Below are 13,002 nucleotides of genomic sequence, written 5' to 3' on the forward strand. Positions count from 1 at the left end.
CAAACAGATGTCGGCTTGAATTTGCGCAACGCTTTCGCGTGTGAGCCTACTGGACGTTGCTGACCTCATGGACAAGTGAGCAGTGAACAGCCACGCACCCAACCCCGCTTGGGCGTTTTTGATCTCCCGCCTGCCTGAGGAACCATACATGAACCAGCCTGTCCCGCTCTCTACGGTCGACATAATCGCCAACGAAATCGGGGGCAAGCGCGTCGCGCCGTCCTCCAGCCGCCGACAGGATGTTTTCAACCCCGCGACGGGCGTCGTCACCTCGCATGTCGGCCTGTCGAACGCGGCGGATGTGGATGCGGCAGTGCAGGCTGCAAAAGTGGCGTTCCCGGCCTGGGCGGACATGCCGCCGATCCGCCGGGCGCGGCTGATGAACCGGTTGCTGGCGCTGTTCAATGAGCGCAAGACGGATCTGGCGAAGGCGATCACCGCCGAGCATGGCAAGGTGATCTCGGACGCCAAGGGCGAGGTCGAGCGCGCCATTGACGTGATCGAGTTCGCCTGCGGCATTCCTCAGTTGCTCAAAGGTGACTTCACCGACCAGGTTTCGACTGGCATCGACAACTGGACGTTCCGCCAGCCGCTCGGCGTCGTCGCCGGCATCACGCCGTTCAATTTCCCCGTGATGGTGCCGGCCTGGATGTATCCCGTGGCGATCGCGGCGGGCAATACCTTCATCCTCAAGCCCTCGCCGCTCGACCCGACGCCGTCGCTGATGGTGGCGGATCTGTTCCGCGAGGCGGGCTTCCCGGCCGGCGTGTTCAACGTGGTGCAGGGCGACAAGGAGGCGGTGGACGCAATCCTCGCGCACCCGGACATCGCCGCCGTCTCTTTCGTGGGCTCCACGCCGATCGCCAACATCATCTACGAGACTGGCGCGCGGACCGGCAAGCGGGTGCAGGCCCTGGGCGGGGCCAAGAACCATCTGGTGGTTATGCCGGACGCCGACATCGACAAGGCGGTCGACGCGCTGATCGGTGCGGCCTATGGCTCGGCGGGCGAGCGCTGCATGGCGGTCTCGGTCGCGATCCTGGTGGGAGACGCGGCCGACAAGGTCATGCCGAAGCTTAAGGCCAAGGCCGAAGCGCTAAAGATTGGCGACGGCCTCGACGATCCCGAAATGGGGCCGATCGTGACAGCCGCCGCCAAGGCACGCATCGGCGGCTACATCGACAAGGGTGTGGCGGAAGGAGCGAAGCTCCTGGTCGACGGTCGCGGCTTCTCGGTCAAGGGCCGCGAGGACGGCTTCTTCCTTGGCGCGACGCTGTTCGACCATGTGAAGCCGGACATGACGATCTATCGTGACGAGATCTTCGGGCCGGTGCTGTCGTGCCTGCGCGTCAAGACCTTCGAGGAGGCGCTGCATCTCATCAATGCGCACGAGTTCGGCAACGGCGTCTCGCTCTTCACCGCCGACGGCAACACGGCACGCGAGTTCGGGCGGCGCGTGCAGGTCGGCATGGTAGGCGTCAACGTGCCGATCCCGGTGCCGATGGCCTGGCACGGCTTCGGGGGGTGGAAGAAAAGCCTGTTCGGCGACACCCATGCTTATGGCGAGGAGGGCGTGCGCTTCTACACCAAGCAGAAGTCGATCATGCAGCGCTGGCCCGAAAGCACGCCTAAGGGCCCTGAGTTTTCCATGCCAGTCGCGCGGTGAGCAATTGGGCAGCTAGGGCGAAGGTGTCGCGATGACCATGATCCGCCAGTTGGAAGGCGACTACGATTACATTGTCGTTGGCGCGGGCTCGGCCGGCTGCGTGTTGGCGAACCGGCTGTCCGCCGATCCGTCGGTGCGCGTGCTTGTGCTGGAGGGGGGAGGGCCAGACAGTTGGGTTTGGTTCCACATTCCGGTCGGCTATCTCTTCGCCATCGGCAATCCGCGCTCGGATTGGATGTTCGAGACGGAGAAGGAGCCGGGGCTCAACGGCCGCTCGCTCAAGTATCCGCGCGGCAAGGTGATCGGCGGCTCGTCGGCCATCAACGCCATGATTTCGATGCGCGGACAGCGGGCGGATTATGACCACTGGCGACAGCTCGGTCTGACAGGGTGGGGTTCCGACGAAGTGTTCGGCACCTTCCGCGCGCTCGACGATCACTTCATGGGCGACACCGAGCATCACAAGGCAGGCGGCGAATGGCGCGTGGAGGAACCACGCTTGCGTTGGGATGTGCTCGACAGCGTGGCGAAGGCCGCGGTCGAGATGGGCGTGCCGGCGACGCGGGACTTCAACACCGGCGACAACACCGGCGTGGGCTACTTCCACGTCAACCAGAAGCGCGGCTTCCGTTGGTCGGCGGCGCGGGGCTTCCTGAAGCCCGCACTTTCCCGCCCGAACCTGCGCCTGGAGACAGGGGTGTTGGTCGACAAGGTGATCATCGAGAGCAACCGCGCTGTCGGCGTGCGCATCCGGCGCGGGAACGAGACGTTCGAGGTGCGCACGCAAGGCGAGGTGATCCTGAGCGCTGGCGCGGTCGCCAGCCCTACCATCCTTCAGCGCTCTGGCGTCGGCCCTCAGGAATGGCTCACGGAGCATGGTGTCAAGACGGTGCTGCACAAGCCGGGCGTTGGTCGCAATCTGCAGGACCACCTCCAGCAGCGCGCGATCTACAAGGTCCATGGCGTGAAGACGCTGAATGAGACCTACCACAACCTGATCAAGCGCGCATGGATGGGGGCGGAGTTCGCGCTGTTCCAGCGCGGCCCGCTGACGATGGCGCCGAGCCAGCTCGGGATCTTCACCACCTCATCGACAGACCATGATCGGGCGAACATCCAGTTCCACGTGCAGCCGCTTTCGCTCGATAGGTTTGGCGATCCGCTGCACCGCTTCCCGGCGATCACGGTCAGCGCCTGCAACCTGCGCCCAACCTCACGCGGCGAGATCCGGCTGCGCTCCGCCGATCCCGAAGCGAAGCCCGTCATCGCGCCGGCCTATCTCTCGACCGACGAGGACCGCCGCGTCGCAGCCGACGCCATCCGCGTCACGCGGCAGCTGATGCGGCAACCGGCCATGCAGGGCTACCGGCCAGAGGAATACCTGCCCGGCCCCTCCGTCGGCGATGATGATGCGTCGCTCGCTAAGGCTGCCGGCGACATCGGCACCACCATCTTCCACCCGGTTGGCACGGCGAAGATGGGCTTGCCCTCCGACCCGTCGGCCGTGGTCGATGAACGCCTGCGGCTCATCGGCCTCGACGCCCTTCGCGTCATCGACGCCTCCATCATGCCCTCCATCACCTCCGGTAACACCAACACGCCGACCATTATGATTGGGGCGAAGGGCGCAGAGATGGCGATTGAGGATCGGCGGCGTATGGCGATGGAGACGCAGCCGGTCGCGGAAGCGAAATTGGTCGCCTGACCATAGCTGTTGCTGTTCGGAACTCAATGGCGATGCAATGTGTGAATTGTCGCTACGCTACCGCAAGAGTTGTTGCCGCGCTTCTCGCACCCAGTCCATCATCGCGTCGATGACGGTGCGGATGCGCAGCAAGTTAGCGAGGCTATTGCTGTAGCTGATGTAATAGGATCGCGTCAGCTTCACGTCGGGCAGCACGAGTTGGAGTTCCGGACTTTGCCGGGCCATGAAATCCGGCAGCACGGCGATGCCATGACCCTGCAAGGCCATGATTTGCTGGGCGACGATGTTGGTGCTGGTCAGCCTTGGCTGGAGGCCTGCGTCGATATCGCTGAGATAGTCCAGCTCCTTCACGAAGATCAAATCCTTGATGTAGCCGATCATCGAACTGCCGCGCAGTTCGGTGACATCTCCGGGCGCGCCGCAAGCCTCTAGGTACCCGGTCGTGGCGTAAAGGCTCAGCGTGTAGTCCGTAAGTTTCCGACTGGTCAGATGGCCTTGCATCGGCCGCGTGAAACCGACTGCGATATCAGCCTCCCGTTTGGAAGGGTTCAATACCTGCGGCATCGCGACGAGTTCGAGGTCGAGCTCCGGATATCGGACGGACAAGTCAGCGAGCCGCCTTGCCAGAAAATACATGCCAAGCCCGTCCGGCGCTCCGATGCGGACGCTGCCAGAGAGCGTTACATCCGCCCCGGAAATCTCCGATGCCGCAACGAGCCATCGAGACTCGATCTCTTCAGCGAACGGCACAAGCTCCTGACCTTTTGCCGTCAATTCAAAGCCGCTCGGCGGCCTTTCGAAGAGTTTGGCCGACAGCGCTTTTTCAAGCGCCGTGATCCTGCGCTCGACCGTGGAGTGGTTCACGCCGAGCTGGCGGGCCGCGGCGGTCAGCCTTCCATGTCGGACCATCGCCAGGAAGTATTTCAAGTCGTTCCAGTCGCCACTCACAAATGCTGCTCCAAAGTCGCTTTCCTCGATCATTTTTGCGCATCCGTTTCGCGGATACCGCCTATTTCCGCTTAAGAATGAACGGTGCAAACCTGAAGATGTCAAGTTTGTGGCGGTTCCAAACGTCTGACGCGTCTGTTTCAGACGACGGAAGGCGCTACGACTTTCGCAAACACAAAGATCTCGGGAGAAAACGATGAAGGCTTGGAAAAACGTGCTGGTGGCCGGACTGGCTGCGGGAATGCTGACCTCAACGGCGCCGGCGAAGGCGCAAGAAATCGACACCGTTCGTTGGGGCATCCCGATGGCGTTCGGTTCGAACCTCGTCGCACTTGGCGACACCATGCCGTGGGTCAGCCAGCAGCTTGAGCGCGTCTCGGGCGGGCGGATCCGGATGCAGATTTTCGAGCCGGGCAAGCTGATCCCGGCGCTCGCCGTGTTCGACTCTGTCAGCCAGGGCAAAGTCGAAGCGGGTTATAGCTGGATGGGCTACGAAATCGGCAAGGTGCCAGCCTCTGCTCTCTTCGGCGCCGTGCCGTTCGGCATGGAGAGCCCGCAGTTCACCGCGTGGATGTACCATGGCGGCGGCGACAAGCTCCTGAAGGAGGTCTTCGCGCCGCACAAGGTGTATCCGATCTTCTGCGGCACGATCAGTCCGGAGGCGGCCGGCTGGTTCCGCAAGGAGATCAACACCGTCGCTGACCTGCAGGGCCTGAAATTCCGCGCCGCCGGCCTGGGCGGACGAGTCTACCAGAAGGTTGGCGCCTCGGTAACGCTGCTCCCTGCTGGCGAGCTGTTCCAGGCCCTGGAGAAGGGAGTTCTGGACGGCACTGAATTCTCGCTGCCGACTGTCGATGAACAACTCGGCTTCCACAAGGTCGCCAAATATTACTACCTGCCCGGCTGGCACCAGCCGTCGACCAACCAGTATCTCTACGTCAATCTCGACCAGTGGAACCGGCTGAAGCCTGCAACGCAAGCGATTATCGAAATGACCTGCACAGCCGGCGTGGCGCAGGCGCTCGCCAAGGCGGAGGCGCTGCAGGGCGCCATGCTCGACAAGTTCGAGAAGGACGGCGTCAATGCCCGCAAGGTCAGCCCCGAACTCCTTGCCGCCTTCAAGAAGGCGACCGATGAAGTGCTGGCCGAGGAGGCTGCGAAGGATGCGATGTTCAAGCGCGTGCTCGACAGCATGACAGCCTTCCAGACGCAGAACGCCAAGTGGCATGAGTTTGGCTATCTGCCGCGCGACTTCAAGCGCTAAGCGAAGACACACGACCATGAGCAACGCCGCATCGACCACAGGATCCGCGCAAGCGGGACCTTCCGGCCTCGTCCTTCCGACCACCGCTTTCTCGCGGGGAGTGGACAAAGTGATCACCTGGTTCGGAGAGGCCGCGTCGTGGCTCTGGACGGCGCTCATGCTGCTGATCGTGGCGCAGGTCGTCCTGCGTTACGTCTTCTCGATCGGTTCGATCAAGATGGAGGAGATGCAGTGGCATCTCTTCGCCATCGGCTTCATGCTGGGCCTTGCCTTCACCGAGATCGCCGAGCGTCATGTGCGCATCGACGTCGCGGCCGAGCATTGGCCCCAGCGCCGGCGTCTGTGGGTCGAGCTCTTCGGCATCCTGATCTTCCTGCTGCCGATGTGCGCCATCATCCTCTGGTTCGCCATTCCGTTTGTCATGACGTCGTGGCAATTGAGCGAAGTGTCGGCCGCGCCGGATGGACTGCCTTTCCGCTGGGCGCTCAAGTCGTTCATCATTACCAGCTTCGTCCTACTGGGCCTCGCCGGCCTCTCACGCCTTTCGCGGGTTTGGCTGGCGCTGCAGGCTCCACGCTGAACAACCGGGCCTTACGCGGCATCTTTACAAAAAATACGGGGAGTGGGCGTCGTGCCGGTTTACGAAATCATCGTCATCATCTTCATGCTGAGCTTCATCGGCTCGCTGTTCACGGGTTACCCCATCGCATGGCTTTTGGGCGGCCTGTCACTTCTGGTGGGTTCGACCGCACTGGTTCTGAATGGTATCGGCGTCGATACCTTCCTTCTCACGGGTTGGCAGAAATTCGGCTCCATCATCGATCGAATAGACTCGGTGATGTCGAACTGGGTGCTCGTGTCGCTGCCCATGTTCGTCTACATGGGCCTCATGCTCGACCGATCGGGCGTCGCCGAGCTAATGATGATGAATTTCGTCAAAGTCTTCGGGCGGTTGCGCGGCGGCCTCGCCATCACCGTGATCCTGATCGGCGTCATCCTGGCGGCCTCCACCGGCATCGTCGGCGCCTCTGTGGTGCTGCTCGCCACGCTTTCGATCCCAATCATGATGCAGAGCCGCTACTCGAAGGAGCTTTCGGCCGGCGTCGTAGCAGCGTCAGGCACGCTCGGCATTCTTATTCCACCGTCGATCATGCTGGTGCTGATGGCGGACCAGATCTCAGTGTCGGTCGGCGATCTGTTCATGGGTGCCCTGATCCCCGGCGTGATGCTTGGCGTGATGTACATCGTCTACGTCATCCTCGTCGGCATTTTCACGCCGTCCAAGGTGCCGCCTCCGCCAGACGCGCCGCCACTAACGGGCAAGGAGATCTGGCAGGCGGTTCTCGCCACTGTTCCGACAGCGAGCCTCATCCTCGCCGTTCTAGGCGCGATTTTCTTTGGCATCGCGACGCCAACGGAAGCCTCAGGCATCGGCGCCTTCGGTGCCACACTGCTCGCCGCCATCAACAAGAAGTTGGACCTCAAGGTCGTCCGTCAGGTCGGCCGTGAGACGACGCTGACAACCTGCTTCATCTTCGGCATTTTCATCGGCGCCACGATCTTCGCCTTCGTGCTGAGGATGCTGGGCGGAGATGAGCTGATCGCCGATGCGCTGAAGGGCCTGCCTTTCGGCCCCAATGGCATCGTTATCTTCATCCTGTTTATCTCCTTCATCGCGGGCTTCTTCCTGGACTGGCTGGAGATCGTGCTTATCATCCTTCCGCTGGTGGCCCCGGTCATCAAGGCGCTTAACTTCGACATGGTCTGGTTCCTCGTCGTGCTGGCGGTGATGCTTCAGACCTCATTCCTGACGCCGCCGGTTGGCTTCTCGCTCTTCTATCTGAAGGGAGTGGTGCCAAAGGAGATCACGACAAAGCACATTTACGTCGGCATCATCCCATTCGTGATCATACAGTTGCTGGCGGTCGTGCTCTGTTTCGTGTTTCCCGAGATCATCACATGGCTGCCGAAGAAAATGTATGGATAAGCGTTCCATAATTTTCCTTATGCGAATCAATGGCTTAACAAGGCGCGTTCTTTGTAGATATGATGCTCGTATCAGACAGCGTCGATGCGCTGACGACAGACCAGGACAGGCATGATCGTTCACTGGCCACACTTGGCTGACATACTTGAACTCTCGGCGCTTCCCTCCCCGCCGGGTTCAGCGGGCCGCGCGCGTTTCCTCCCGAGACCGCGGCTGCTGATCTGGCCCGGCGTCTGCGAAGGCGTCGGGCCTTCTTTTCCTCCAGACCCGCCACCCGGCGATCCATGATCAGGCGACTGGGGAATGGGGCGGCGACAGAGGACCATCACAATCGAGACCAGCAGCCTGCTCCCGAGGCTTTCGCGGCAGCTGTTGCGCGTCCTTGACGCCCGCGGTCTTTCGATCCAGCAACTTTCGGCGCGCACGGGTCTGAGCAAGTCGTTCCTCCGATCCGTGGCGCGTGCGGAGCAGAATCTCAGCGTGCTCGTCATGGAGGAGATCGCACAGGCGCTGGATCTGTCGATCGAACAGTTGCTGCTCTATCGGCCAATGGCGGAACCAAGTGGCGATGTTCCGATGCTCAAGGTCGGCCGGCGCCGCCGAACTTCAATCGTCGGACCGTGACGCTTTCCCGGGCTGCGCGAAGAACTCATGCGGATCGACGTCGAGCGCTCGCGCAAGTTTCTCCATCGTTTTGATTGTCGGGGAGTTCTTCTCGCCCTCGATCATCCCGATATAGTTGCGGTTGACTTCCGCGCGCTCAGCCAGCGCTTCCTGCGTCAGGCCTTTCGCATTCCGCAATCGCCGCAAGTTGGTCGCCACTGTGCTCGTCAAACTCATGTTGACGAGGCACAATCGGCGGGACGAAAGCGCCACCTAGTATACTAGGTATTCGACATGCGCCTCGGCACGGTGCCGATTATTTCACAGACAAATGGGTCTTTGCCACAGAATTACCTTATCATATGTATGGAGTTGTTGCACGGGGTTGGCGTTGAACCGTCGGCCCTGCACGGCGGCGACCCGCGCTATGGTGCGTCCGGGAGCCGCTCCATGACGGGGTTCCCGCCATGCAGATCGTGGACAGGTCCGATCCCGCCCATATTCGCGGAGTGCTAGACGCGTCAGCCACAAATGCGCTGATGCGCCTTCATGCCGGTTCGGCGAATGATGCGGAGCGGCACGGCGCAAGAGCCATTATTCGTGACATCCGGGTCCAGCACGGCTGGCTGCGCTGCTCCTGTCATCCCGACGGACCGCTTCTGGCGCCCGCCCGTTTGGGCGAAACCTATTACCTGCGCCGGCTGACGCTGCGAGCCCCGCATGCCCCAGGTTGTCCCTTTGGGGAGCCCCCTCCCCTGCCGGGCGACAGCAGACCATCCGCCCTGCGCGTCCGCCCTGCCGCAGAGGCGATCTGCCACCTTCTCCGCATTCGAAGGGCTTCAGATCAAGATCATGCTTGCGCAGGTCGACAGGCAAGCGCGCGACATGCGCCAAGACTTGCCATCGAACTCTGGCGGCTGATCGAGATCGCTGGATTAAACAGGGTCGAAGCGGCTGCGTCGCTGACGGAACCGTCGTCCCTGACCGGACAGCTTGCAGCTCTGCGCCGGGCGGCGCGGAAGGTTCAGGTCGCCGCCGAGGTGCGATTGGACGAAGTCCTCTCGACCTATCCGGGAGACGTCGAAGCACACTCGGCGTGGCATGCGAAAGCACTGGCCGTCTGGCCGCGCTTCAGGGGTCACGAGCAGCCTCAAGCCATCATGGTCGGGTTGGCGCGCGCCGCCGACGGCAGGATATTGTCGACCGCCGCAGGACATATCGCTTGCGAAGTTGACGTCGGGTTCATGTCGGCAGCGGCACACCGTGCTGGACCGCCGTTCCTGTTCATGCTCGCCGGGGTTGTCGATCCGAAGCGCGATGCCATCGTACCCGTCCGCGCCTTCGCGCAGCCCGTTTACACCGTAAGCCGACTGGTTCCGGTGGAGAGCACGGATGAGCGCCAGCTTCTTGGCGCTCTGCTCGCATTTCAGCAGAATTGCAGGATTCGCTTTCCGTCACTCGCGGTCACGATCGAGAAGCCGCTGTTCGATATTGAAACCGCAAACAGCTTCGTACGGCCACCCTTCGTGATGACCCTGGCCAACACAGCAACCGCATCCATGGAACGCCTTGCCGTCCAGCATGCGGACACGAACCCGTGCATGCATGACGATGAGTGTCAGGGTCTCTTTGGACGGCTTCTCACCGTGCCGAGATCTACCCTTGAGGGCGATGCGCGCATGCAGGCCGGGTGGTTGATCGATGCGATCTATGGCGCGCCGCTCACGCCGAGGGTCCGCAGTGCAACCAAAAGCTGGGGAGCTGACAATGCCGCGCTCTTCCCATAGGCGGCCAAATGGCAGTGCTGCCGTGAGGTCGTGGGATCCATCCCGGCAGCCTGGAATCTTCTACTATGAAGAACTGGCGCCTGGCTGGCCGGAAATCATTCTCTGCCTGCTGCCCAAAGGGACGGCTTCTGCCCAAGCGCAGGAAGTCATCTTCTTTTGCGAAACCGAGGGCGAGACCAAGGAGGTCTGCCAAACCCTCCTCCATGAAATGGTGCAATTCTCGCCGGTCGAGCCCATCAGCGAGCGTCTTCAGGTCTTGAGCGCCAGGCCATCGCGACTGTCAGAGCAAGGGGTCGCGATCTACCCTCCAAAGCAGCCTGGGGCACCGTGGCTCTACGTGGAAGTCGTCAACGATCCGGCACGTCGGTCACTCTCGAGGGGCCGCTACGACTGGAAGCCATTCGGAGGATTCTTCGAGGCCGATGCCCATCTCAAGGCGCGGCATCGCGTCCTTTTTGCCCCTGTTCCCGAATCTGCCAGCTACCGATCGCGGTCGATGATGCTGCCGACCCTGCCACCCTTCATGCCCGGGCCTTGGGAGTGATCTGGCTCATCATCGTCAGGCAGCACGTGGTTCGTATCGGCGAGAGATCTCAGGGCACGCACATAGCCTTTGCCAGGATCCTTCTCGTTGCGGCCCCGGATGGCTCTGAGGTCGTAGCGCTCCAGCGGCATGCCGATCCGAAGCAGCCGCTCCGGCGTGACGTCCAGCGCGCGGGCCAGGCGTTCGATCACCATCAATGTGGGGTTGGCCCGGCGATGGAGGATGTCGAGAAGGGTGGAGACACCCAGACCGGAGCGCTCGTTGATCTCATCGATGGTCCGGTTCTTCTCCAGCGCGAGCCGGGCGAATTCGACGGCGAGCACCCGCGTCAGCGGGCTGGCGGCCAGCTCGGCCTCGCTCGGCTTCAACTTTGGCATACGGCGATCCCCGAGAATGACGGTCTTTGGCGTTCTGCCGATCCGTCAGCAGCCCTTCATCAGGATTGCTTTATCTGATCTACGGGGAAAGAAAACCTCTGGAATGCGCCGATATATTGACGGCCCGCATCCTACTTTGGACTCATGTGGCTCGGGCGGCCCCGTTGCATCGCTCTGCGGGCTCTCACTGCAAGCTGAAATACACCCGCTCCGTTCCCTGCCCGTCGGCCCGCGGCATCTCGAAATAGTAAGGCTTGTCGCGCAGCGGCCGGGGCGTCAGCTCGTACCGCTGCTTCAGCGACTCCGCGTCGAGCGACGCGGGATCCGCCTTGCCGAACGCGGCGTTCATCGGAGTCGGCCGCGCGCACATCGGCGCGGGCTGGCCTTCGTTCGTGGTGGTGACGGCCGTCGCTCCAGCCGGGCATTCCGCATGCGGTTCGTGTCCCGGCGCTCCAGTCTTGGCTTCCGGGCACGGCGGCCAAGAGAACCCTTTTTTGCCCATCAGGCTTATGAGCGTCTGCATGATCGGCACGCAATAGGCGATCCCTTGCCACGATGGATTGGTCGCGGCCGCGCAGAGCAGTACCTTGCAGCCGAAGCTCGCGTCCTGGGCTTTCACGGCGGACGGGGCGCAGGCCAGTGCCGCGGCTGCGATGGTCTGGAGAGCGGTTTTCATGGGTGGTCTCCTTCAGTTTGCGCGAGGAATGCTCCCGCGCTGCTTCAGCGCCCCCAGCAGGATCGGCGTCGGATGCGGCAAGTCAGCGTACCGCCACAGACCCGCCTTCTCCTTGCGGGCGAGTTCCTCCGCCGCGACATAGGCAAGGGCGACGGGCTCGCCGTTTGGCGCATAGGCCGCAAAGGCGAACCCCACGGCGATCATGGCCTGGCCGAGATCGACCTCTTGCTGGCCCAATGTGGCGCGGCAGATCACCAGCGTCTGGCGGGGCGAGGTGCTTTCGGCGACGGCGCGGCATTGCGGGCGGCCGAGCCGCGCCAGACCCGCGAGATAGACCATGGAGATCTCGCCGCAGTCCCGACGCTGACCCTCCGCCATGACCGATGTGCCGCGCAGACACGACTGGACACCGTAGAGACGGTAGCTGTTCGTTGCCGAACCAGGTGACGCCGACGCCTGCCAGCTGTCGCCGTTGAGAAAGGTCGCATCAGCCGGAATGGCGATTGTTGGCGCGGCGGTCTGCGCGCGGATGTGGTCGGCCTGGAGCAGTCCAAGCACCATAGCGGCGGACAGAGCTCCGACCGCGAGAAGGCCGGGTTGGGCGAACGCTCGGGACCGAATGCCCATCGTCCCCTCCTCACGGGGCCTTGGGCGGCGGCACGCCAGCCCTGGGGTTCCAGATGATCGAACCCTTGGCGCGGGCCTTGGCCTCGGCCGGCTCCAGTTCCGGCCGGATGGGGGCGCCTTTGTCGTCGCGGATGAGGCGCGCAGCGCCCGTTTCGAGCAGGGCGGATTCCGTGTGGTTGACGATATCGACTGGTCCGAGGCGGTAGCGGTTCCAGCAGGTCACGTCCTGCACCGGCTTCTGTTGCTCGGACGCGAAGGCCCGGCAAAGGATGATCGGCGCGGCCTTGAGTTCGCCGTTCAAGTATTCCGTCAGCGCGCCGCTGCATGGGCCCTCGTAAACCGCGACCTCGATGACGCGATCGGTCGGACAGGCCTCGATCCCGTGGAGCCGAAGCGTCAGGCCCGAAAGCGGGATTGTCGCCCCCTGCCCCGCCCGGAACGGTTTGTCCGCCGTGAAGGTGCGCTGGCCTTCGACGCGTGCCCCTGCGGCGTCCAGGTATTCGACCACGGCGACATGCGCATGCCCGGCTTGATAGCGCGACAGATATGATTGATCAGGATCACCAAGGGCCTGCGCACGAACGTCCTGCGTGACAAAAAAGCTGGCTATCGCCACGAAAATCGCTGTTTGCCCCCAGAATGCGCGCATGGCCATGGACTCGATTTGGTGATTGACAGAACTGTTTTATCAGTTTTATGAAAGCAGCGAAAGGGGAATCCGATGCGCGTTTCAACCCGCCACTCAGATCCATTCCCCCGGCGGCTTCGGCTCTCCGGCGAGGCAGTCCTTGCGGGCTCCCTCGTGCCGTTCCTTGCCT

The 13,002-nt window shown here is 62.6% G+C and carries 14 protein-coding genes; 8 read left to right on the forward strand and 6 right to left on the reverse strand.

The features are described from left to right. Positions 1 to 148: 148 nt before the first annotated feature. A complete protein-coding gene (locus tag ACRCSW_RS23985) occupies positions 149 to 1,666 on the forward strand; it encodes a CoA-acylating methylmalonate-semialdehyde dehydrogenase (RefSeq protein ID WP_438708171.1) in 1,518 nt (505 codons plus the stop codon). A gap of 31 nt (positions 1,667 to 1,697) precedes the next feature. Continuing rightward, on the forward strand, positions 1,698 to 3,371 hold the full coding sequence (locus ACRCSW_RS23990) for a GMC family oxidoreductase (protein ID WP_438708172.1): 1,674 nt from the start codon (positions 1,698 to 1,700) through the stop codon (positions 3,369 to 3,371). 57 nt (positions 3,372 to 3,428) lie between these two features. Here ACRCSW_RS23990 and ACRCSW_RS23995 read toward each other — a convergent pair whose 3' ends face one another. Then, positions 3,429 to 4,352, reverse strand: coding sequence for a LysR family transcriptional regulator (locus ACRCSW_RS23995; RefSeq protein WP_438708173.1), 924 nt, complete (start codon positions 4,350 to 4,352; stop codon positions 3,429 to 3,431). 163 nt (positions 4,353 to 4,515) lie between these two features. Here ACRCSW_RS23995 and ACRCSW_RS24000 point away from each other — a divergent pair, with 163 nt between their 5' ends. The 4 genes from ACRCSW_RS24000 to ACRCSW_RS24015 all read left to right on the forward strand — a co-directional run bounded on the left by ACRCSW_RS24000 (position 4,516) and on the right by ACRCSW_RS24015 (position 8,194). Further along, complete coding sequence (locus tag ACRCSW_RS24000; protein WP_438708174.1) at positions 4,516 to 5,583, forward strand: TRAP transporter substrate-binding protein; 1,068 nt, start codon at positions 4,516 to 4,518, stop codon at positions 5,581 to 5,583. A 16-nt stretch (positions 5,584 to 5,599) separates the two neighbouring features. Further along, the gene (locus tag ACRCSW_RS24005; protein ID WP_438708175.1) at positions 5,600 to 6,163 is read left to right on the forward strand and encodes a TRAP transporter small permease subunit; all 564 of its coding nucleotides are present in this window, start codon (positions 5,600 to 5,602) and stop codon (positions 6,161 to 6,163) included. 51 nt (positions 6,164 to 6,214) lie between these two features. Then, positions 6,215 to 7,570 carry a TRAP transporter large permease gene (locus ACRCSW_RS24010; RefSeq protein ID WP_438708176.1) on the forward strand — a complete coding sequence of 452 codons (1,356 nt, stop codon included), beginning with the start codon at positions 6,215 to 6,217 and terminating at the stop codon, positions 7,568 to 7,570. A gap of 372 nt (positions 7,571 to 7,942) precedes the next feature. Then, positions 7,943 to 8,194 carry a helix-turn-helix domain-containing protein gene (locus tag ACRCSW_RS24015; RefSeq protein WP_438708177.1) on the forward strand — a complete coding sequence of 84 codons (252 nt, stop codon included), beginning with the start codon at positions 7,943 to 7,945 and terminating at the stop codon, positions 8,192 to 8,194. On the opposite strand, the gene ACRCSW_RS24020 is transcribed toward ACRCSW_RS24015, so the two are convergent. Then, positions 8,177 to 8,392: a helix-turn-helix transcriptional regulator gene (locus tag ACRCSW_RS24020; protein ID WP_438708178.1), complete on the reverse strand. Its 216-nt coding sequence runs from the start codon at positions 8,390 to 8,392 to the stop codon at positions 8,177 to 8,179. The two genes, ACRCSW_RS24015 and ACRCSW_RS24020, sit on opposite strands and share 18 nt — an antisense overlap. Positions 8,393 to 8,640: 248 nt before the next feature. Between ACRCSW_RS24020 and ACRCSW_RS24025 the strand changes: the two genes are divergently transcribed. Next, positions 8,641 to 9,960, forward strand: coding sequence for a hypothetical protein (locus tag ACRCSW_RS24025; RefSeq protein ID WP_438708179.1), 1,320 nt, complete (start codon positions 8,641 to 8,643; stop codon positions 9,958 to 9,960). Further along, on the forward strand, positions 9,941 to 10,504 hold the full coding sequence (locus ACRCSW_RS24030; protein ID WP_438708180.1) for a hypothetical protein: 564 nt from the start codon (positions 9,941 to 9,943) through the stop codon (positions 10,502 to 10,504). Before ACRCSW_RS24025 ends, ACRCSW_RS24030 begins: the two co-directional genes overlap by 20 nt. Here ACRCSW_RS24030 and ACRCSW_RS24035 read toward each other — a convergent pair. The 4 genes from ACRCSW_RS24035 to ACRCSW_RS24050 form a co-directional block, all read right to left on the reverse strand. Beyond that, positions 10,441 to 10,881, reverse strand: coding sequence for a helix-turn-helix domain-containing protein (locus tag ACRCSW_RS24035; RefSeq protein WP_438708181.1), 441 nt, complete (start codon positions 10,879 to 10,881; stop codon positions 10,441 to 10,443). The genes ACRCSW_RS24030 and ACRCSW_RS24035 overlap by 64 nt on opposite strands. Before the next feature lie 184 nt (positions 10,882 to 11,065). Continuing rightward, positions 11,066 to 11,557 carry a hypothetical protein gene (locus ACRCSW_RS24040; RefSeq protein WP_438708182.1) on the reverse strand — a complete coding sequence of 164 codons (492 nt, stop codon included), beginning with the start codon at positions 11,555 to 11,557 and terminating at the stop codon, positions 11,066 to 11,068. Between the two features lie 12 nt (positions 11,558 to 11,569). After that, positions 11,570 to 12,184, reverse strand: coding sequence for a thermonuclease family protein (locus ACRCSW_RS24045; RefSeq protein ID WP_438708183.1), 615 nt, complete (start codon positions 12,182 to 12,184; stop codon positions 11,570 to 11,572). A gap of 10 nt (positions 12,185 to 12,194) precedes the next feature. After that, on the reverse strand, positions 12,195 to 12,833 hold the full coding sequence (locus tag ACRCSW_RS24050) for a hypothetical protein (protein ID WP_438708184.1): 639 nt from the start codon (positions 12,831 to 12,833) through the stop codon (positions 12,195 to 12,197). Between the last annotated feature and the right edge of the window lie 169 nt (positions 12,834 to 13,002).

The organism is Tabrizicola sp., assembly GCF_051645465.1.
In the GTDB taxonomy this organism is placed as follows: Bacteria; Pseudomonadota; Alphaproteobacteria; order Rhodobacterales; family Rhodobacteraceae; genus Tabrizicola.